13 protein-coding genes are annotated in these 21,237 nt (G+C 67.7%); 8 read left to right on the top strand and 5 right to left on the bottom strand.

Annotated features, from left to right (window positions below; all coding sequences use genetic code 11):
• Positions 1–21: 21 nt before the first annotated feature.
• The 8 genes from ACFWF1_RS07060 to ACFWF1_RS07025 all read left to right on the top strand — a co-directional run bounded on the left by ACFWF1_RS07060 (position 22) and on the right by ACFWF1_RS07025 (position 16,460).
• Complete coding sequence (locus tag ACFWF1_RS07060) at positions 22–6,375, top strand: SDR family NAD(P)-dependent oxidoreductase (protein ID WP_379286147.1); 6,354 nt, start codon at positions 22–24, stop codon at positions 6,373–6,375.
• Complete coding sequence (locus tag ACFWF1_RS07055; protein WP_379286145.1) at positions 6,372–8,618, top strand: beta-ketoacyl synthase; 2,247 nt, start codon at positions 6,372–6,374, stop codon at positions 8,616–8,618. The genes ACFWF1_RS07060 and ACFWF1_RS07055 overlap by 4 nt, the downstream gene beginning before the upstream one ends.
• Positions 8,615–10,177, top strand: coding sequence for a PfaD family polyunsaturated fatty acid/polyketide biosynthesis protein (locus ACFWF1_RS07050; protein ID WP_379286144.1), 1,563 nt, complete (start codon positions 8,615–8,617; stop codon positions 10,175–10,177). The genes ACFWF1_RS07055 and ACFWF1_RS07050 overlap by 4 nt, the downstream gene beginning before the upstream one ends.
• Entirely contained in the window at positions 10,174–11,862 is a 1,689-nt protein-coding gene (accA, locus tag ACFWF1_RS07045) for an acetyl-CoA carboxylase carboxyl transferase subunit alpha (RefSeq protein WP_379286142.1), read from the top strand. The genes ACFWF1_RS07050 and accA overlap by 4 nt, the downstream gene beginning before the upstream one ends.
• Positions 11,862–12,359, top strand: a complete 498-nt coding sequence (locus ACFWF1_RS07040; protein ID WP_379286140.1) for an acetyl-CoA carboxylase biotin carboxyl carrier protein — start codon at positions 11,862–11,864, stop codon at positions 12,357–12,359. The genes accA and ACFWF1_RS07040 overlap by 1 nt, the downstream gene beginning before the upstream one ends.
• On the top strand, positions 12,356–13,738 hold the full coding sequence (locus tag ACFWF1_RS07035) for an acetyl/propionyl/methylcrotonyl-CoA carboxylase subunit alpha (protein ID WP_379286138.1): 1,383 nt from the start codon (positions 12,356–12,358) through the stop codon (positions 13,736–13,738). The genes ACFWF1_RS07040 and ACFWF1_RS07035 overlap by 4 nt, the downstream gene beginning before the upstream one ends.
• A 100-nt stretch (positions 13,739–13,838) precedes the next feature.
• Positions 13,839–14,843 carry an acyl-ACP desaturase gene (locus ACFWF1_RS07030; protein WP_379286136.1) on the top strand — a complete coding sequence of 335 codons (1,005 nt, stop codon included), beginning with the start codon at positions 13,839–13,841 and terminating at the stop codon, positions 14,841–14,843.
• A gap of 132 nt (positions 14,844–14,975) precedes the next feature.
• Positions 14,976–16,460 carry a DUF222 domain-containing protein gene (locus tag ACFWF1_RS07025; protein WP_379286134.1) on the top strand — a complete coding sequence of 495 codons (1,485 nt, stop codon included), beginning with the start codon at positions 14,976–14,978 and terminating at the stop codon, positions 16,458–16,460.
• A 39-nt stretch (positions 16,461–16,499) separates the two neighbouring features.
• On the opposite strand, the gene ACFWF1_RS07020 is transcribed toward ACFWF1_RS07025, so the two are convergent.
• The 5 genes from ACFWF1_RS07020 to ACFWF1_RS07000 all read right to left on the bottom strand — a co-directional run bounded on the left by ACFWF1_RS07020 (position 16,500) and on the right by ACFWF1_RS07000 (position 21,229).
• Positions 16,500–17,189: a DUF998 domain-containing protein gene (locus ACFWF1_RS07020; RefSeq protein WP_379286132.1), complete on the bottom strand. Its 690-nt coding sequence runs from the start codon at positions 17,187–17,189 to the stop codon at positions 16,500–16,502.
• Positions 17,186–18,358, bottom strand: a complete 1,173-nt coding sequence (locus ACFWF1_RS07015; RefSeq protein WP_379286130.1) for a lipase family protein — start codon at positions 18,356–18,358, stop codon at positions 17,186–17,188. Before ACFWF1_RS07015 ends, ACFWF1_RS07020 begins: the two co-directional genes overlap by 4 nt.
• Before the next feature lie 217 nt (positions 18,359–18,575).
• Complete coding sequence (locus tag ACFWF1_RS07010) at positions 18,576–19,409, bottom strand: carbohydrate ABC transporter permease (RefSeq protein WP_379286128.1); 834 nt, start codon at positions 19,407–19,409, stop codon at positions 18,576–18,578.
• Positions 19,399–20,361 carry a carbohydrate ABC transporter permease gene (locus ACFWF1_RS07005; RefSeq protein ID WP_379286126.1) on the bottom strand — a complete coding sequence of 321 codons (963 nt, stop codon included), beginning with the start codon at positions 20,359–20,361 and terminating at the stop codon, positions 19,399–19,401. Before ACFWF1_RS07005 ends, ACFWF1_RS07010 begins: the two co-directional genes overlap by 11 nt.
• A 4-nt stretch (positions 20,362–20,365) precedes the next feature.
• Positions 20,366–21,229: a metallophosphoesterase gene (locus ACFWF1_RS07000; protein ID WP_379286124.1), complete on the bottom strand. Its 864-nt coding sequence runs from the start codon at positions 21,227–21,229 to the stop codon at positions 20,366–20,368.
• Between the last annotated feature and the right edge of the window lie 8 nt (positions 21,230–21,237).

The raw sequence follows: 21,237 nt of genomic DNA, 5'->3' as shown, positions 1-21,237 counted from the left end.
TCCGGTTCGAGAGGAACTTTCGTGACAGACGACAGACGCCTGGCGCGCAACCCGATCGCCATCGTCGGGATGTCCGGGCTGCTGCCCAACGCGCACAACCATCGTGAGTACTGGCAGAACATCGTCGACGGCGTGGACTGCACCACCGAGGTGCCCACGTCCCGATGGAGCCTCGACGACTACTTCGACGCCGATCAGGACGCCCCGGACAAGACGTACTCGCGTCGCGGCGCCTTCCTGCCCGATATCGAGTTCGACCCACTGGAATTCGGGCTGCCGCCGAACCAGCTCGAGGTCACCAGCACCATGCAGACGCTGAGCCTCGGCGTGGCCCGCGACCTGCTCATCGACGCCGGTGCGGTGGATTCGACCTGGTACGACCCGGGCCGGACGGGCGTGGTACTCGGCACGACCGGGCCGGTGCCGCTGATGCACCCCCTAGCAGCGCGGCTGTCCACGCCGGTGTTGAAGGAGGCGGCGCGCTCGGTCGGACTGTCCGATACCGACGCGGACGCGATCGCGGACAAGTTCGTCGCGGCGTTCGCGCCATGGGAGGCGAATTCGTTCCCCGGCCTGCTGGCCAACATCACCGCGGGCCGGGTCGCGAACCGGCTCGGCCTCGGCGGCATCAACTGCACCGTCGACGCGGCCTGCGCGGCGTCGCTGGCCGCATTGCGGACGGCGATCGCCGAGCTGCAGGACGGCCGGGCCGACATGATGATCACCGGCGGCGTGGACACCGAGAACACCATCTTCATCTATATGTGCTTCAGCAAGGTGGGCGCGCTGTCGTCGAGCGGGCAGATCAGCCCGTTCGCGTCGGACGCCAACGGCACGCTGCTGGGCGAGGGCATCACCATGCTCGCGCTGCGCAGGCTGGAAGACGCACGGCGCGACGGCAATCGGATCTACGCGGTGATCCGCGGGCTCGGCTCGTCCAGTGACGGGCGGGCCAAGAGCATCTACGCGCCGCGGGCCAGTGGGCAGCGCGTCGCACTCGATCGGGCCTACGCCGACGCGGAGTGCTCGCCCGCCGATGTCGCGCTGATCGAGGCGCACGCCACCGGCACGCCGGTCGGCGACAAGACCGAGCTGACCGCGCTGAAAGGGCTGCTGGCCGACGCGACTTCGGAGCCGCGCTTCGCGGCGCTGGGCAGTGTGAAGTCACAGATCGGGCACACCAAGGGTGCCGCGGGTACGGCGAGTCTGATGAAGCTGGCGTTCGCGCTGCACCAGAAGGTGTTGCCCGGCACCATCAATGTGTCGGCGCCCAATGCGGAGATCGCCTCGGAGGACGCGCCGTACTACGTGAACACGCGTACCCGCCCGTGGATCCGTGATCCGCAGCGACCGGTGCGCCGGGCCGCCGCCTCGGCATTCGGCTTCGGCGGCACCAACTTTCACGTCGTGCTGGAAGAGGCTGATGCTTCTCGCGATGAGCCGGTGCTGCACCGGACCGCGCGCGCCCACCTCTGGCACGCGCCCGATGTCGCCGGATTGGTGGACGCGGTGCGCAGTGTCGATCCGGTCGACGGTGGCGATATTCCGGAAGACCACGCGCGCATCGGGTTCGTGTCGGTGGACGACGAGAGTGCCGAGCATCTGCGCACCCTCGCCGTCGATGAGCTGGTTCGCCGGCCGGACGCCGCGACGTGGGATCACCCGGAGGGCGTGTACTTCCGGGCCGCCGCACTGCCGGACCGCAAGGTCGGCGCACTGTTCGCCGGACAGGGTAGCCAGTACGTCGATATGGGACTAGATGCGGCACTGAACAATCCAGCGGTAGGCGCGGCGTTCGACGCGGCCAACACCGCGTTCGCCGGTGCGCCGGTGCGGGTGTCGTCGGTGGTGTTCCCGCCGCCGGCCTTCGACGAGGAAACCGCGCAGCAGCAGGAAACCGCTTTGCGCCGTACCGAATTCGCGCAGCCCGCGATCGGTGCGCTGTCGGCGGGACAGTTCGAGGTGTTGCGCGGGTACGGGTTCCGAGCCGACGGTTACCTCGGACACAGCTTCGGTGAACTGACCGCGCTGTGGGCCTCGGGTGCGCTGGGCACCGAGGAGTACTTCGAGCTCGCCAGGGCGCGCGGCGTGGCGATGACGCCGGAGGACGGTGTCGAAGCGGGCACGATGGTGTCGCTCGGCGCCTCCAGGGAGACGGCCGAGGAACTGGTCGACGGTGTCGACGATGTGTGGATCTGCAATCACAACGCGCCTGATCAGGTCGTGATCGGTGGCGGCACCGAGGGCGTTGCCGCGGTGGTCGCGCGCAGTGCCGAGCGTGGCGTGGCGACCCGGGCGCTGCCGGTGTCCGGCGCGTTCCACACGCCGTACGTCGCGCATGCGGTGGCGGCGTTCGCGACAGCGACTGCCACGGTGTCGATCGGTGTTCCAGACGCTCCCGTCTACGCGAACACACCCGACGCGCACTACGGCAGTGACGTCGCCGCCAATCGGGACCTGCTCACTGAACAGCTCAGCAAGCCAGTGGAATTCGCGTCGGCACTGACGGCGATGCGGGCGGCAGGCTGCACGGTGTTCGTGGAGTTCGGTCCCAAGCAGGTGCTGACCTCGCTGGTGCGGCGCACCCTCGGCGACGACGTGGTCGCCATCCCCACCGATTCGGGGCCGATCGGCAACAGCGATCTCGCGTTGGCGCGGGCCGCTGTCCGGCTGGCCGTGCTCGGCTTCGGTCTGCACGAGATCAACCGGCACGCGGCCCCGTCCGCGGTACGGCACCAGCCGAGTCGCGCGATGACCGTGACGATGTCGGCACCCGAATACGTGCCGGAGAGTCGCCGCGCGGCGTATGCCGCCGTGCTGGACGACGGATACCAGGTGAGCCTGGCGGCGCCGGTCGCTGCCGCTACCACCCCTGTCGACACCGTGGTCGATCGCCGGCCCGAAATAGCCGCCGTGGCCCCACCTTTCACCGAAGCAACGGAGACCACCGTGTATCAACCACCGCAGTCCTACGACCCGGGAGCGGACGCGCTGGACAGCGCGCTCGTGCAGCATCTGCAGACGCACCGCCAATTCCTCGACGGACAGCTGGATATGGCCCGCGGGCTGGCCGGGGTGCTCAGCGGCGGATCGCTCGACGACGCGATGGTGCGGGCGATCGAGGCCGTCAAGGATCACGGTGTCGCGATCAGCGAGAGTCATTCGCGGGCCAGCGATGTGCTCGCGCAATTGGCCGAGCTGGAAAGCGGATTCGCACCGGCGGCCCGGCCTGCGGCTCCGGCCACCCGCCGGGTGGAGTCGGCGCGGCAGCCGGCGATCGAGCCGGCGCCGGAGCGTCGGCCGCTGACGACGGCTCCGGTCGTCCAGCAGCCTCAGCCGGTAACACCCGTGGAAACCGTTGTGGCACCGGTTATTGCGGAGGCGCAGACGAACGGCAACGGATCTCATGCGCCGGTCGCCGAAGTGGACGACCAGGTGTCGGCCGACGCGCTGCGCCGGGCGTTGCAGGAGGTCGTGGCGGAGAAGACCGGCTACCCGGTGGAGATGGTGGATCCGTCGATGGATCTGGAGGCCGATCTCGGCGTCGACTCGATCAAGCGAGTGCAGGTCATCGGTGCCCTGCAGGAACGGTTCCCGCACCTGCCGAACCTCGGCCCGGAACAGCTCGGCACGCTGCGTACGCTCGACCAGATCGCTGACCTGCTGGGTGCGGCTGTGCCGAATGGGGCCCCTGTCAGTCCGAACGGGGTAGATGCGGCTCCGAACGGAACGGCTTCGTCCAACAGCTCCGAACCGGCCGACGCGGGCGCACCCACCGGTGACACCCTGCGACGCGCACTGCAAGAGGTCGTCGCCGAGAAGACCGGATACCCGGTCGAGATGGTGGACCCGTCGATGGATCTGGAGGCCGACCTCGGCGTCGACTCCATCAAACGTGTGCAGGTCATCGGTGCACTGCGGGAACGGTTTCCGGACTTACCGAGCCTCGGCCCGGAGCAACTGGGCACGCTACGCACCCTGGATCAGATCGTCGACGAGCTCGCCACGTCGGTGGGCGGTGATGTCCACCCAAAAGCTGAGGCCGCGGCCGAAACGCCGCGGCACGCCGTCGAACTGATCACCCTGCCCGCGCTGGACCGGGCCGTCGCGCCCTATCGCGCGGGCGCGGGAGTCGCGCTCTTGGATCTCACCGGCGAGTCGGAACCGGACTGTGCCGCACTCGAATCCGCGTTCGCCGGGCTCGGGTGGGTGGTCCACCGCGTCACCGGTCCGGCCGAGCTGTCGGAGCTCGGCTCCATCGAGGTGTGCCTCGTGATCGTGGGCAGCGCTTCGGCCGAATGGGATTCGGCACAGCGGTGGCTCGGCGAAACCATTCTCGCCGCCGGTCAGGCGGTGCCGTTGCTGCAGAAGGCCGACGACCGGGCAAGTTTCGTCACGATCACTCGCCTCGACGGCCACCTCGGCTTCGCGGGTACCGCTGATCCGGTGAGCGCTCTGCTCGGTGGCGTCGGCGGCGTCGTGAAAACGCTTGCCGCCGAACAGCCGTCGCTGTTCTGCCGGGCATTGGATATCGACCGGAGTGTTGCACCGGAAACGCTGGCCGACCTCGTGACGGCTGAATTGTTCGATGCGGCACGAGACACCCTCGAGGTCGGGATCGACGCGGTAGGGGAGCGGCGGGCGCTGGTGCCCAGCGCGTATGCGGCCGCCAGTTCTGTCACCATCGTGCGACCCGGTGCCGAGCAGCAGCCGAGTCTGCTGACGGCGGAAGACGTACTGCTCGTCACCGGCGGCGCGCGTGGGGTCACGGCGACGTGTGTCAAGGCGTTGGCTCAGCGCAGCGAGGCGCGGTTCGTCCTGCTCGGTCGATCCGAGCTGACTCCCGAACCCGACTGGGCGGCAGGGGTTTCCGATGCGGACCTCAAGCCCGCAGCGGTACGCGCTTTGGCGAGCACGGGAGTCAAGCCTCGGGAAATCGAGCGTGCGTGCTCGGGAGTGCTCGCTGCCCGGGAGATCCGTGCCACGCTGGCCGAATTGGGTTCGCGGGCCGAGTATCTCGCGGTGGATGCCACCGACGAGGCCGCGGTGCGGACCGCAGTCGAGCCCTGGCGCGACAGCATCACCGGTGTCGTGCACGGGGCCGGCGTGCTGGCCGACTCGATGATCACGGACAAGACCGCCGAATCGATCGGGCGCGTCCTCGAGCCCAAGATCGCCGGACTGGCCACCGTGCTCGCCGCACTCGGTCACTTGCGGCACATGGTGCTGTTCACCTCGGTGGCGGGCCTGTTCGGCAACGCGGGTCAGGCCGACTACGCGGCCGCTAACGAGGCGCTGTCCCGGTTCGCGGTGAGCTGGCGGCGGCATCATCCCGACTGTCACGTCACCGCGATCGACTGGGGCGCCTGGGACGGCGGCATGGTGACTCCCGCGCTGCGGGGCCACTTCCTGGCCCGCGGTATCGCGCTGCTCGATCCCGAGATGGGCGCGGCGGCCTTCACCGAACAGTTCACGGCGGAGCACCGCGAGGACACCGTCGTCCTCATCGGTCCCGCGAACGGACTGTCCGGTGCCAGCGGGGTCGAGCCGGGCGCCGTCTGCGCACGGCGGGTCTTGACCGGGCTCACCGACGAACCGGTTATCCAGGCCCACCGCATCGGCGAACACATCGTGCTACCGGCCACTTTCGGCCTCGGCGCGATGATCAACCTCGCCGAACGCAGTCTGACCGGGCGGACCGTGGTCGGCGCCAGGGACTTCCAGGTACTCAAGGGCATCGTGTTCGACCATCCCGTGGACGAACTCGAACTCGAGCTGATCCCCGGCGCGTCCGCCGACGGCCGCACCCTGGTCGAAGCGAACATCCGCGGCGGCAACGTGCTGCACTTCCGGGCCACGCTGCTGCTGGCCGGTGGAGTGGACGACGCGCCGAACAAGCTGATTCCGAGCGGATCGGCCAGCGACGCCGACATCTACCGTGATGCCATCCAGTTCCACGCGCCGGCCCTGCAGGGTCTGCACCTGGTGCGGGCCGCCTCCGACGACGCCATCGTCTTCGAATGCTCGCTTCCGGCAACACGAGTGGCGAACGGCGCCTACGCGGGCCGCCTGCACGACCCGGTCCTCGCCGACCTGATCCTGCAGGGTCCACCGGTGCTCGGCTACCGCCTGCTCGGCGGCGCCTGCCTGCCCCTTGGAGTCGGCCAGGCCGACTACTACCGGCCGCTGCCCACGGACGAGACCTTCCTGCTCACCGTGGACAACCCGCGAGCGGGACGCGTCGATGCCCGCATCGACGCCACCGCCACTACGGCGGACGGCACAGTGCTGCAAAGATTCTCGGACGTCACCGTGGTGACGACACCGGATCTGACAGAGAAGTTCCAGACCTCGGTGAGGCGGTGGATGGCATGACAGTCCTGGAGTTCGACGGAATACCGTTCGATCCGGTGGCAGGTTCGCCGGTGGTGGCTGTGACATCGGCAGTGCAGACGGATCAAGCGGCCGATGTGGCGACAGCAGGTGGCCGGGGGAACCCGGTCGCGTCGGCGCGAAGTGACCGACCGAGTGGCGAGGCGGTGGCCCTCAGGTCGGAGAACGGTGGCGTTGCGGCCGATCGGGAACAGTACCGGGCGACCGGGCGGCTGATCGGCGCCGATGCGGGCGAGGACACACGAGTCTCGCAGCCGTTCAGCGAGATTCGATCCGGCGTCGTGGCGGCACACCGTGCGGCGCTGACCGCTCAGGTGGCGTTACAGCGGGCAGCCTGGCAGCGGACGTTGCGCACGGCGACTTCCACCCGAGTGGCGAGCCTTGATCCTGCGGCGGCCGCGACTGGCGTCAGCGACGGCGGCAACGTCCCCGGCGACGGTGGCGCCCTTGCCGCTCGCGGCGAGCGAGCGGTTCGCGAAAGCCTCTCGAATGGCACCGGTGCCGCTGGTGCCACGGCCGCCGAGCCGGTGACTGCCATGGCCGCGCCGGTGATTGTCACGACCGCCGAGCCGGTGGCCGCCGCAGCCGAGTCGGCATTCAAGGCGCTGGCTCGTACTCGGCGCGACCGTCTGGACCACGCTGCCCTGGTTCGTCTCACCGAGGGCGACGTTGTCAGCGTATTCGGAACCGGTCATCAGCGCTCCGGCGTCGTATCGGTGGCCCGCCTCGCCGCCTCCGGGCCGCTGGTACTCACCGAGATCACAACGATCGAGTTGCGCGGTGGCACCGGACGAGGACGCGTGGTCGCACGGTTCGACGGCGATCCGCGTGCGGCAGCGGTGCAGGCGGCGGAGGTGTTCGCGCTCTTCTGTGGCATGCAGCTGTGCCTCTCGGGGAGCACGCTGGCCGCAGCGCCGGTCAGCGGCTCGATTCAGGGCGGCACCGGCGGGACGTTGGAGCTGGTTGTCACCGACATCGATCTGGTGCCTCGGCCGCACATCAGCGCGACAGCGAGTATCGCTGGTACGCAAGGAGAGTTGCAGGTCACCGTCTCCGTCGTCGAAGCGGTCGGCGCGGGCGTGGGACCGGGCGAAGCCGCACCGGGCCTGCTGCTCAACGAATTCCACATGACCCACCTGGCGCGCGGCGATCAAAGCATCGCCATGGGGCCGGAATTCGCCGAATACACCGGTGTCCGGGCAACCCGCCTGCCCACCGGCGGGTTGCTGCTCGTCGACCGAGTCATCGAATTCGACGGTGCGCGTGGCCGATTGGATGGCGCGGCGTACACCACCGAGTACGACTCACCCGCCGACTCCTGGTACTACGGCGACACCGCCAACGAGTCCATGCCGCACTTCGTCTACATGGAAACCTCGCTGCAGGCCGCGCTGTTGATGGGCTACTACGCCGGGCCGACACTCACCCAGCCGGGCGTCACGTTGAGCCTGCGTAATCTCGGTGGCACCGCGACGGTGCTGCGGCAAGCCGACCTGCGGGACAAGACGATCGAGCAATCGTCACGGCTGCTGTCGACCACGATCCTGCCCGGCTCGTCACTGCAGACGTTCGACTACACCCTGAGCGTCGACGGCGAACCGTTCTACACCGGCGAGACCATGTTCGGCTACTTCAGCGACGAAGCGCTGGCCAACCAGACCGGCCTCGACGCGGGACGGGCCGCGCCGACCTGGCTGGACGAACACGCGAACGCACCGACTCGGACCATCGACGTCGCCGCCCGGCGCGCCGACCCGAACGCCGAACTGTGCGCCCGCCGGAACCTGGCCCTGATCGACCACATCGACGTGGTCGACGGCGGCGGCAAATACCAAGCGGGCTACCTGCATTCGCTGCGTGCGATCGACCCGTCGGACTGGTACTTCGACCGCCACTTCCACCTCGACCCGGTGATTCCCGGTTCGCTGGGCGTCGAATCGGTGATCCACGCGGTGCAGGAATGGATGCTCGACGCCGGATTCGCGGACTCGCTGCGCGATCCGGTCTTCCGCATCCCCGCGGACCTGCCGTTCAGCTGGCGCTACCGCGGCCAGTTCCTGCCCACCGACGGCACGGTGGAGCTGGACGCGCACATCAAGGAGGTCCGGCGCGGGCCGAACGGCGTCACCGTCATCGTGGACGGCTCGCTGTGGAAGCCGGGCCTGCGCATCTACGAACTCATCGACCTCGCGGTCGAACTCGTCGAGCGAGAGGACGGCCGATGACCACGTCCCGGATGAGCGTTGTCGCGCAGACGGCCGACGCCATCAGCGCGTTGCTGCTCGATGTGCGGCAGCCGGTGTGGCTCGTGCGTCATGACGGCCAGGTGGGCGCGACCTCCGATGCGGGCATCGTGGCCCGCTCGGAGGTCCTCACCGCGGTCGCCCCACTGCCGCCGGAACTGCTCGGCGACAAGCAGTTCCACGCCACCCACGGTGTGCGGGCCGCTTACGCGGCGGGCGCGATGGCCAATGGGATCGCCTCTCCGGCATTGGTTTCGGCGATGGCTCGGGCGGGTTACCTTGCCTCGTACGGTGCGGCGGGCGTAACGCCTGCGGCGGTGGATGCGGCGCTGGCGGAGCTCAGCGCCACCCTGCCGGGCAAGCCCTTCGCCTGCAACCTGATTCACAGCCCGTCCGAACCGGCGCTGGAACGGGCGATCGTCGATTCCTGCCTGCGGCACCAGGTGCGCTGCGTGGAGGCCTCGGCGTTCATGGGCCTCACCGCCGAGGTCGTCCGCTACCGGGTCGCCGGGCTCGGCGTCGATCGGCGCGGACAGCTCGAGGTGCGGAACCGGCTGATCGCCAAGGTCTCCCGCGTCGAGGTCGCCGAGCCGTTCCTGCGCCCGGCACCGGCGAATCTGCTGCGTCAGCTGGTCGCGTCGGGCGATGTGACGGCCGAGCAGGCGCGGCTGGCGGAGCAGGTGCCGATGGCCGACGACATCACCGCGGAGGCGGATTCCGGCGGTCACACCGACCGCAGGCCGCTGCTGGTGCTGCTGCCGGAACTGATCGCCGCCCGCGATCGGAGCACCCTGGCCGCCGCGGCAGCGGTGCGGATCGGCGCGGCAGGCGGTATCGGCACACCCGCTGCCGCGGCTGCCGCGTTCGCGCTGGGCGCCGCCTACGTGGTGACCGGCTCGATCAACCAGGCCACCCGCGAGGCCGCACAGTGCGACACCACCAAACAGCTACTGGCCCAAGCGGATTTCGCGGACTGCACGATGGCGCCGTCCTCCGACATGTTCGAACTCGGCGTGCAGGTGCAGGTGCTGCGCCGCGGCACCATGTTCGCGGCTCGCGCGCAACGGCTGTACGACACCTACCGCGCGTACGCCGGAATCGACGACATCCCAGCGGAACTGCGCCGGGACCTCGAAGCCACGCTGTTCCGGCGGCCACTCGACACCGTGTGGCAGGACTGCGTCAGCTACTTCACCGAACGAGACCCGGCGCAGCTGGTCGGCGCGGCCGAAGACCCGAAACGCAAGATGGCGCTGGTGTTCCGGTGGTACCTGGGCCTGTCGTCCGGGTGGAGCATCCGCGGCGAAGCGGACCGGGTCGCCGATTACCAGGTGTGGACCGGGCCCGCGATGGGTGGCTTCAACAACTGGGTCGCCGGGACCTACCTGGCCGCGCTCAGCAACCGGCATGTCGCCGACATCGCCGATCAGATGATGCTCGGCGCCGCGTATCTCACCCGAATCGCCCAGCTACGCACCGCGGGTGCCCGGTTGCCCGCCGACTGCACTCGATTCGTTCCGCGACCGATGGAGCACCGATGACGACACTGGAGACCGGTCCCGATACCCAGACCTCCTGGATGGTGTGCCCGTCCTGCGGCACCATGATCTACGCCAAGCGCTATGACCGGGCCGGCCGAGTCTGCCCGGACTGCGACGGCCACGGCGTGCTGACCGCCGACCAGCGTATCGAGGCGCTGGTCGATCCGGACTCCGCGCAGCGCATCGAGCCCGCCGTGACGGTGCGAGATCCGTTGGGATTCAGCGACTCTCGAAGCTATGTCGAACGGCACGCCGAAGCGCGGCAGCGCACCGGCATGACCGACGGCATCGGCTGTGTTCGCGCGGCCATCGGCGGTGCGCCGGTTGTGTTGGCGGTCATGGATTTCCGGTTCCTCGGCGGCAGTCTCGGTGTCGCGGTGGGTGAGGCGGTGACGACCGCCGCGGAGACCGCGCTGTCCGCTCGCGTGCCACTGGTGCTGGTCACCGCTTCCGGCGGTGCGCGCATGCAGGAGGGCATCCTGGCGCTGATGCAGATGGCCAAGACCAGCCAGGCACTGCGCGATCTCGATGACGCGGGCGTGCTGACCGTCTCGGTGATCACCGACCCGACCTACGGCGGCGTCGCGGCCTCCTACGCCACCTCCACCGACATCATCATCGCCGAACCCGGTGCCCGGCTGGGCTTCGCAGGCCCGCGAGTGATCCAGCAAACCATCGGCGAGACGCTGCCCGCCGGCTTCCAGACGGCGGAGTTCCTGCTCGAACACGGTGTGGTGGACATGATCTGCCATCGCTCCGCACTGCGCGACCGGTTGGCTCGGCTGCTCGCCATGGCGGCCGACAGTCCGCGGCGGATCGACTTCGCCGAATCGACCCCGCCGGTACGCACGGACCCCGCGAAGCTGCCGGTCCGTGACGCGTGGCAAAGCGTTCGTGCGGCAAGGGAATTGGGTCGTCCGACGACCCTGGACTATCTGGCGGCATCGTTCGACGAGTTCGTTGAACTACACGGTGATCGGCTGTCCACCGACTGCCCGGCGATGATCACCGCGCTCGCCCGCCTCGACGGCGCGCCGGTGGTGGTGATCGGAACACAGAAGGGCCACACCGCGACAGAGCTGTCCAAGCGCAATTTCGGGATGCCGACACCGGGTGGGTATCGGAAGTCCGCGCGGGTGCTGCGGTTGGCCGCGAAGCTCGGCATACCCGTGATCACTTTGATCGACACAGCTGGCGCCTACCCCGGGATTTCCGCGGAGGAACAGGGCCAGGCGGTAGCGATCGCCGAGTCGTTGAAACTGCTTGCCGGACTGCCTGTTCCGGTGGTTGCCGTGGTGACCGGCGAGGGTGGCAGCGGGGGAGCGCTCGCGCTCGGGGTGGCCGATCAGGTGCTGGTGCTGGAGAACGCGGTGTACTCGGTGATCAGTCCGGAGGGATGCGCGTCGATCCTGTGGAAAGACGCCGCTGCCGCCCCGCGTGCGGCCGCCGCGCTGCGCGTCGACTCGACCTCCCTGCTCGAACTCGGCGTGGCCGACGCGGTGGTACCGGAGCCGGACGGCGGCGCGCACCGCGACCCGGTCGCCGCTGCGGCACACCTGCGCCGGGCGCTCCGGCACGCCATTTCCGGTCTCGGCGCACTGTCGGTCCGGCAACTACTCGACCAGCGGCACAACCGGTTCCGTGCCTTCGGTCTGCCTCGCACGACGAACCATCAGGAGATGTGATGACGGAGTCCCTGACCACCGAGCCGGTCGGCCGCGCGCTGACCGCGGCCGATGCCGATCGTGCGCTGACTGTGCTCTCCCGGCATGCACTGTCCGTGCGTGCGGAGACCGCGCCCACGTCGGTGACCGTGGCCAACGGGCCGCTGGTGCTGCAGATCAGCTGGGATGCGGAGTCGTCCGTGACGGAAACGGTAGCCGCGGCGCCGGTCGCTGTAATCGAGGCCGATCCGGTCGAAATAGCCTCGGACGTAAATACTTTCACCGTCGTATCCGAGACCGTCGGCGTGTTCTACCGCTCGTCCGAGCCCGGTGCCGCGCCGTTCGTCACCGAGGGTGACCCGGTCCGCGCGGGTCAGCAGATCGGCATCGTCGAGGCCATGAAGCTGATGATCCCGGTGACCGCGACCCGCGAGGGCCGGGTGGCGGAGTTCCTCGTCGACAACGGCGAAGCGGTCGAGCACGGTGCGCCACTGCTGGTGCTCGAGGTGGTGCGGTGACGACCCGGACGATCCGCAAGGTGCTGGTCGCCAATCGCGGCGAGATCGCGGTGCGGGTCATCCGCACCTGCGCTGAGCTCGGCATCGAGACGGTCGCCGTGTACTCGGCTCCCGACGCGGATTCGGCGGCGGTGCGGCTCGCCGACCAGGCGGTGCGGATCGGACCAGGTCCGGCCAAGCGCAGCTACTCCTACATCCCCGCGATCATCGAGGCGGCCAAGGCAACCGGTGCGGACGCCATCCACCCGGGATACGGATTCCTTTCCGAGGACCCGGATTTCGCGGAGGTATGTGAGGCCGAGGGGTTCGTCTTCGTCGGCACGTCCGCCGCCGTGATGGCCGACCTCGGTGACAAGTCGACCGCGCGTGCCCTGATGGACGCGGCCGGCCTACCGCTGTTGCCCGGCAGTCGCGATCCACTCGAAACCGCCGAAGACGCACAGACTCTCGCCGACAGCATCGGCTATCCGGTGATCATCAAGGCGGTCGCGGGTGGTGGCGGCCGCGGCATGCGGGTGGTGCGCGATCCGGCCGATTTCGCGGGTGCGTGGCAGGAGACCCGGGCCAACGCCACCGCCGTCTTCGGCGACGGCAGGCTCTATGTCGAGCGCTACCTCGACTCGGCTCGGCACATCGAGGTGCAGATCCTGGCCGACAGCCAGGGCGCGGTCGTCCACCTCGGCGCACGGGACTGCTCGCTGCAACGTCGCCATCAGAAGCTCGTCGAGGAATCGCCCGCGCCCGGCCTGTCCGACGAACTGGTCGCGCGCATCGGCGCCGCCGCGGTGCGCGGTGCCGAGGCCGTGGGATACATCGGTGCGGGCACCTTCGAGTTCCTGCTCGATCCCGAGGGCCGCTTCTACTTCATGGAGGTGAACTGCCGCCTGCAGGTGGAGCATCCGGTCACCGAGATGGTCACCGGCATCGATCTCGTCGCCGAACAGTTGCGCATCGCCTCGGGACTGCCGCTCACCCTGTCCACGGAATCCGCCGTCCCACGCGGCATCGCCATCGAATGCCGCATCAACGCCGAGGACCCGAACCGCGACTTCGCGCCGGCTCCCGGCACGCTGACCGAATGTGTGCTGCCCGGCGGGCCGTTCGTTCGGATCGACACCCACGTGGCCCCCGGCTACGCCATTCCGCCGCATTACGATTCGCTGCTCGCCAAGATCATCGTGTGGGCGCCCGACCGGCCCGCCGCGATCGCCCGCATGCGCCGTGCGCTGGCCGAAACCCGCATCCGCGGCAGCGGCATCGCCACCACGGCCGAGTTCCTGCACGACATCCTCGACCATCCGCGTTTCCGCGCCGCCACCCACGACACCGCCTTGATCGGCACAGCCACCAGTTCTGGGGGCACAAGTTCGGCCAGTTGAATTGCCACCTACGGATCCGTAGGCTCGCGGAGGTTGTCGCGTCGGCGGTCGTTGTTCGGGCCGGCGCACTGTGAGCCAAAACGTCTGAGGGGTAACGCAAATGGGGAGACTTTTGACCCAGCTCGAGCTGCTCACCGAGCTCGAGCCGGTCGCGGCGGAGAACGTCAATCGGCATCTGTCGATGGCGAAGGCCTGGCACCCGCACGACTACGTGCCGTGGGACGAGGGCCGCAACTTCGCCGCGATGGGCGGTGTCGACTGGGACCCCAGCCAGTCGCAGCTGTCCGATGTCGCGAAGGCCGCGATGATCACCAACTTGCTCACCGAGGACAACCTGCCCTCCTATCACCGGGTGATCGCGGAGAACTTCTCCCAGGACGGCGCGTGGGGTACCTGGGTGGGTCGCTGGACCGCCGAGGAGAACCGGCACGGCATCGTGATGCGTGACTACCTGGTGGTCACCCGCGGCGTCGACCCGGTCGAACTGGAAAACGCCAGGATGCTCGCGATGACCACCGGTTTCGATCCGCTGGCCGTCGCCAAATACGGCACCATCGATCCCAGCGATGTCCCCGACACCGGATTCCTGCTCGGCGTGGCCTACGTGACCTTCCAGGAACTCGCCACCCGGCTCAGCCACCGCAACACCGGCCGAGTCTGCAACGACGCGATCGCCGACAAGATGCTGCAGCGCATCGCCGCCGACGAGAACCTGCACATGATCTTCTACCGCAACATGTGCGGCGCCGCCCTCGACCTGGCCCCCGACCAGGCCATCGAAGCCATCGCGCTCGTTCTGATGAACTTCCAGATGCCTGGCGCGGAGAACCCGAACTTCCGGCGCTACGGCACACTGATGGCCAAGCACGGCATCTACGACATGCGCCAGCACCTCGAAGACGTCGTGATGCCGGTCCTGCGTATCTGGAAGATCTTCGAGCGCAACGACTTCACCGCCGCGGGTGAGCAGACCCGCGAAAAACTCGCGGAGTATCTCGCGAAGTACGAACGAGACATGCTCAAGTTCGAGGAGCGACGTGATCGCATCGCCGCCCGCCAGGCCACCAAGCGCGACTCGGCCGCGCTGACCACCACGCTGCGCTGATCGGCAGGCCTCGCTCGATCACGGAGCTGTGCGCTCGAAAGTCTTGATTTCGCATACCGTTTGAAGTGAAAACTTGCAGATCAGATGGGGTTTTTACTGGAATTCGCGGCTGTGGCTCGATAGGGTTGGAACATGAGTTCGAGCAGCGTCGCGCAGCAGGAACGGGTCGCCGACCCACTGCTCGGCGCTGTGTCCGATCTGCTCGAGCGGTCGTTGACTCCCATGTCCGATGACAAGATCATCGAGCTGCTTCGGGATGTCGAACAGGCCACTCGGATGCTGGCGGCCGTGGGGCATCGGTTGATCGTGCAAGCCTCGGATCGAAACCTGCCGAATCAGACCGGTACCGGCACGGTGAAGAAATTCTTGATGCATACCCTGAGGCTGTCCAGCCCGGAGGCCGGTGCGCGCGTCGCGGCCGCGTTGTCGTTGGGGTTGTGGCATGACATGGGTGGCGAGGTGTGCGAGGCACGCCTGCCCGCGACCGCGGCGGCGCAGGTCGACGGTGCGATTTCGGTCGATCATGCGCGGCAGATCGCGGCGGTGATGAAGCGTGTCCCCGGTTCGACGGCGAATACGGAATTCGAGGCAGCGGAACAGCTGCTGGCCGATTTCGCGCGGACCGGCTCACCTGATGACATACCCAAGGTGGGCGAGGCGATTCTGGCGTATCTGGACCCAGACGGGGAGCGCACGGACGACACCGACCGTGCCCGGATGCGCGGTATCACTATCGGCCGTCAGCGTGCCGATGGGATGTCGACGATCAAAGGTGAGATCACCCCGACCTTGCGCGCACTGCTCGATGCGGTCATGGCCAAGCTCGCTCGTCCCGGCATGAACAACCCGGATGATCCGGAAAGTCCGTCCGGTGGTAGCGAATACGTCGATCGGGACGAGCTCGTTGCCGCGGCTCGGCGGGATGCTCGCAGTGCCGCGCAACGCACCCATGATGGTTTCGTCGCCTTGTTGACGCACTGTGTCGCACCGGAGAAGCTGGGATCTCATCGCGGACTGCCGGTCTCGACGATCTTGACGATGAGCGTCGCGGATGTCGAGAAGGCCGCCGGGGTTGCGACCACCGCGACCGGGGGCTTGGTCCCGATGAGCGAGGCGTTGAAACTGGCTGAAGAGGCACAGCCGTTCTTGATGGTGTTCGATGCCCAGGGCGAGCCGTTGCATTTAGGAACCACCAAACGTTTTGCTTCTGCCGCACAGCGATTGGCGTTGATCGCCGCTATACGCGGCTGCTCGCGCCCCGGTTGTGATGCTCCCGCGAGCATGTGCGCCAGCCACCACGTCACTGACTGGAGCAAATCCGGCCCCACCGACATCGGCAACGAAACCCTGGCCTGCGATAGCTGCCATGCCATGGTCCACGACGGGCCCGGCGGCTGGAAAACCGTGGTGCTGGGACCGGAGTCGCCGCATCCTGGCCGGGTCGCCTGGATCGCACCTCCGCACATCGATCCCAGTGGGACACCGCAAATCAATAACCGCCACCATCCCGGCGAACTACTCGCCGAAGCGCTCTCTCGTGTCCATCGTCGGAAAGAGCAAGAGCGGCAACACCGTGAGCGATTGCGACTAGAGCAACCGTTGACCGGTGCCGCCTGACGCCGATCGTGGCAGGTTGATCGACGTCGGGCGAGACACTCAGTCGGCCTGGCGCTGGATTCTGGGCAAGACGATGAGGAGGACGACGCCGGTGAAGATTCGCCAGACGACGAACGGATCGATGGCGAGGCGTTCGGCGGTGCCCGCGCCGAGGCCGAGGTGGTCCGGGGCGAGGCTCGTGATCATGCCGATGATGGTGACGATGATCAGGGCGAGAGTTGTTGCGGTATAAGCGCGGTGGGTTCGGTAGGCGCGGGCGAGGATGATCATGATCGCGAGGCCGGAGAGTAGTTCTAAGTAAGCGCCGGTTGGGTGCAGGACTGCGCGCAGGTGGTTGCCGCCCGGGACTTCGCCTGCGCTGCCTGGGAAAGTGCCGACGAGGACAATGCCAATGCAGTTGATCAGGGCGAGGTAGGGAATCGCCCGTCCAGCACGGGTTTTCGGCAGTAGTGGGGTGAGTAGCAGCGCTGCGGCAAGCACGAGGACGCCGAGCAGCACGAACTCGGTCGACATCAGCGCGTGCCACGGCGAACAGATGTAGCGGGGCGTCGACGCGCCGTATTGCGCCATATCACCGAAACATTCGGGGACGCCGAGGTCGCTGATCATGTTGTCGGACCAGCTGTATGGGTGCGCGTCATGCCAGCGGTTGCCGACGATCAGTTCGGCGATGTAGTAGCTGATCGTCAGGATCAGCAGCGCCGCTCCGGTTTTCAGGCGGGCGGTCACCGGCGGCAGGTGGTCGGCGGGACGGGGGCACCCGTGAAGCGGTCGTTGATCCACGCCGTGACCAGATCGCCGCGGGCGCGCCAGGCTTCGTGGCCGCCGGGCAGCACGTGGTCGACGAGGTTGATGCCGAGGCCGCACATGTCGGCGACGGCCTGGTTTCCCCAGGCGGTGTTCACCAGGTCGTCGCTGTCGCCGCGCGAGATGAAGGTCGGGATGTCGGTGGTGACCTTGGGCAGGTTGCCACCGGATTCGTAGTCGTCGAGCGCTTGCCGGGCACCGTCGTCGACGAACGACGCGGCGGCGGGTGTTGCGGCCTGGCCGACGGCCAGGTCTCGCAGTGTCGTCTGGCCGGTGCAGAGTCCTTCGAGACGCGGTGCCGCCGTGAGCAGCGCACCGTGCAGAACCTTGTCGTAAGAGTAGTCCGGGTGGTCATAGCGAACGGCTGCCACCAGATAGGGCAGTAGCAGATACTGGCCGACGGTCAGCGTGTTCGTTGCCGCGGCCTTGGCGAGTTCGCTGCGCAATGCGGGCGAGAGCAGCACATTGCCGAGGATCTTCAGCTCGGGCGCGTAGGTCTTGGCCGTCTCGGCCGCGGATTCCGTGGCCCGCCCGCCCTGTGACAACCCGACGAGCACAACCTCTTTGGTGACCGGCAGATCGAGTTGCTGCGCGGCCCGAACGGAATCGAGCACGTCGTATCCCGAGGACTCAGCTTGCAGATACGGTGCCGAGCCGGGGCCGTCGAGACCCTGGTAATTGGTCATCACCACGGCCTTGTGCGCGTCGAGCAGGTTCGCCACCGTGACGTCATTGCCGAACAGCTCGGGCGAGCTCGTCGGCGCACAGTCATTGGCTACGCCGGAGGTGCCGTGCCCATAGGCGACCAGCGGCCAACCCCCTTCGGGTGCAGTGCCTTTCGGCAAGTACACCGCGCCCGACACCTCGATAGGCGATTTGTCCGGAGAGGTGGAAATGTACCGGAAGTACGTCGCAGAACCGGCTGCCGCCGAGATCTTCGGACCGCCGTTCGTCAGCGGCCGCTGCGAGAGGAGCGTGCCCGGCTTCTGCGGTGTCTCCGCGGCGGTGTCCGAGGAGGACCCGCAACTCGCGGCCATCAGCACCGCGGCGGCGGCTAGAGAAACCCACGTCAGTGCCCTCTTCGGACGCACGATCCATTCGCTCCTTCGACTCTGCTGCGCACTGTTTGCTATCCCCGCGTCATCACTGCCCCTGCGTCAACGATTCACCTGCGCACCATGGCGCCCGGTCGAATCGCCGGCCCGTGACGTTCCCAGCAAGATCAGGATGTCCGGTGATCGCCGTCTCCGCATCGGCGAGTGAGCGGAATCTCAGTTTGCGCACCGATTCGTAACCGACCACCTGAAACTACTTCAGTCCCGACCTTACGAAGGCGTTCACGATGTGGCGTTGCAACAACAGATACATCACGAGAACAGGCAAACAGGCGAGACTCGCCAGCGCCATCATCGGTCCCCACTGATCACCCTCGGTGCCCATGAAGCTCCGCAGCCCGAGCTGCAGCACGCTGTTGCCTTGGCGAAGCACGACCGCGGGCCAGAAATACTCGTTCCAGGCATTGATGAACAGCAGGATGCCGAGCGCGGCCAGTGCGGGCCGCAGATTGGGCACGACCACGGTCCACAGGATCGACCACGACGACCGCCCGTCGATCTTGGCGGCCGCGACCAGTTCCTTGGGGAAGCTCGCCATGTGCTGACGCAGCAGCAGCACAGCCAGCGCCGAGCACAGCGTCGGCAGCACGACACCGATCAGCGAGTTGATCAATCCGAGCTGGGTGAGCAGCACATAGTTCGGCAGCATGGTCACCTGGAACGGCACCAGCCAGGTCCCGACGAACGCCAGATACAGGATCTTCTGGAACGGGAACGTGTACATCGCGAACGCGTAGGACGCCAACAGCGCGACGAGCAGCTGCCCCACCGCGGACAGCGCCGCGATGAAGAAGGTATTGCCGATCAGCCCGACCACGTCGACCTTCGCGGCCGCGTCGGTGTAGTTGGCGAACGAGATCGGCCACGGAATCGGCGACAGCGAGGTGACGTCCTCCGGCCTGCGCAGCGAGGTGGCGAACAGCCAGTAGATCGGGAAAATACACACCACGGCCGTCACCGCGAGCAGAGCGTGGCTGCCTGCGCTCTGCAGTCGCTGCGCGGTCTTGGGCAATCGATCAATCATCATGGAAGGCAACCTTTTCCGAGATCCACACCAGGATCCCGGCGATCACACCGAATCCGGCGAACAACAGCACTCCGGCGGCCGCGCTGAGCCCGGCATCGAAACTGTGGAAGGCGTAGTCCCACAGCAGGTAATAGATATTCGTGGTGGCCTGTGCGGGACCGCCCTGCGTCATCGAGTCGATGAGCGGGAAAGTCAGCACGGGACTGAGCAATACGGTGGTGAGCACCAGGAACATCACGGTGGGCGACAGCAACGGCAGCGTGATCCAGCGCCGGATCTGCCCCGGACTCGCGCCGTCCACCTGAGCCGCCTCGTTGTAATCGCCACTGATACCGGCCAATCCGGCCCACACCACCAGCACCGAGAACCCGAGCAGCTGCCAGCCGGTGATCGCGATGATCACCAAGTGCGCGGTGCTCACGTCGTACACCCAGTTCCGATCCGAGCCGAGCAGCTGGTCGATGAACCCGGCGCCGGGATGCAGCAGCCATCGCCAAACCGCCGCCGCCGCAACGGGAGCCACCAGGAACGGCACGAAGATGAACGCCTGATAGATCGTCCTGGCCCGCCCGTGCACCCGCTTGCTCGCCAGCGCGATGAGCACCGGCAGCACCACGGTGAACGGCAGCATGCCCAGTATCAGCGCACCCGTGCGGCCGATCGAATTCCAGAACGCCGGAAGGTCCATCAGCCGTTCGTAATTGCCGGTACCGACCGGCTTCATCGGCGAGGTCGGCAGCAGATTCCAGGAGTAGGTGGACAATTCGAACGCCTGCACCAGCGGCCGGTAGGTCCACACCACGAGCAGGAACAGCGCGGGCGCCAGATACAGGTACGGCACCACGAACCGCCCCGCCCGGCGGAACCGGGCGAGGCGGCGCGGCGGCGGCACCGGGGAGGTGACCGGCTCGGCCACTTCCTCGGCATCGCGCGGAGTTTCGATGACGAACATCGACCTACCTGGTCTCGGCCGCGGCCAACGCGGCGAGCTGATCGAGCACGTCCTGTTCCGTTCTGTCGTAGACGGTTTCGGCGGGGGTCGCCTCGATCGCCGTGGCCACCAGCGACGATCCGAGCAGATCGATGCGGCTGTACCCGAATCCGACCAGCCCGCGATGCCGGCCGACCGGCGCGATCGGGTCGATCCGATACGACAGTGCGGGCCCGATCCACACCGGGATGCCGCCGAGCGCGGCCGCACCGGTCAGGTGGTTGTGCCCGCAGACGATCAGCCGCACATCCGATCCGGAGAGCACCTCGTCGAGCAGCTCGGGCTGTTCGAGCTTCAGGTACTCGGTGGTCGCGATCGGCGACGGGATCGGCGGGTGATGCAGCACCAGCAGCGTGCCGCGCTGCGCTGGCCGGCGCAGTTCCTCGGCGAGCCAGTCGAGCTGTTCCGGTTCCAGCCGTCCGTCGTGCCGGCCGGGGGTGGAGCTGTCGAGTGCGATGATCCGCAATCCGGCCACCTCGGTGACACTGTCGTGCGTGATATCGGGATCGATTGCCGCGGCATCATTTCCGAACAACTCGGTGCCGAACGCCGCGCGCTCGTCATGATTGCCCATCACGTACACCGTCCGCGCGCCGAGTTCGGCGGCCACCGGCTCGACCGCGTCGCGCAGCCGCCGATACGCCTCGGGTGACCCGTTGTCGGTCAGGTCTCCCGACAGCACCAGCGCGTCGATCCGCTGTTGCGAGGCCCGCAGCTGCTGCAGCACGTGGGTGAGGTTCTCGTAGGTGTCGACCTTGCCGTGCACCTTTTCTCCGGCGGGCCGGATGTGGGTGTCGGTCAGCTGGATGATCGTGACCGGCGTGTTCATGCTGTGTC

It is taken from the genome of Nocardia sp. NPDC060255 (assembly GCF_042727395.1).
In the GTDB taxonomy this organism is placed as follows: domain Bacteria; phylum Actinomycetota; class Actinomycetes; order Mycobacteriales; family Mycobacteriaceae; genus Nocardia.
This window is presented reverse-complemented; position numbering and strand designations above follow the sequence as displayed.

Coding starts and splice junctions, on each gene's coding strand:
- ACFWF1_RS07000 (WP_379286124.1), bottom strand. CDS start 21,229: ATGAACACGCCGGTCACGATCATCCAGCTGACCGACACCCACATCCGG.
- ACFWF1_RS07040 (WP_379286140.1), top strand. CDS start 11,862: ATGACGGAGTCCCTGACCACCGAGCCGGTCGGCCGCGCGCTGACCGCG.
- ACFWF1_RS07050 (WP_379286144.1), top strand. CDS start 8,615: ATGACCACGTCCCGGATGAGCGTTGTCGCGCAGACGGCCGACGCCATC.
- ACFWF1_RS07030 (WP_379286136.1), top strand. CDS start 13,839: ATGGGGAGACTTTTGACCCAGCTCGAGCTGCTCACCGAGCTCGAGCCG.
- ACFWF1_RS07010 (WP_379286128.1), bottom strand. CDS start 19,409: ATGATGATTGATCGATTGCCCAAGACCGCGCAGCGACTGCAGAGCGCA.
- accA (WP_379286142.1), top strand. CDS start 10,174: ATGACGACACTGGAGACCGGTCCCGATACCCAGACCTCCTGGATGGTG.
- ACFWF1_RS07055 (WP_379286145.1), top strand. CDS start 6,372: ATGACAGTCCTGGAGTTCGACGGAATACCGTTCGATCCGGTGGCAGGT.
- ACFWF1_RS07005 (WP_379286126.1), bottom strand. CDS start 20,361: ATGTTCGTCATCGAAACTCCGCGCGATGCCGAGGAAGTGGCCGAGCCG.
- ACFWF1_RS07025 (WP_379286134.1), top strand. CDS start 14,976: ATGAGTTCGAGCAGCGTCGCGCAGCAGGAACGGGTCGCCGACCCACTG.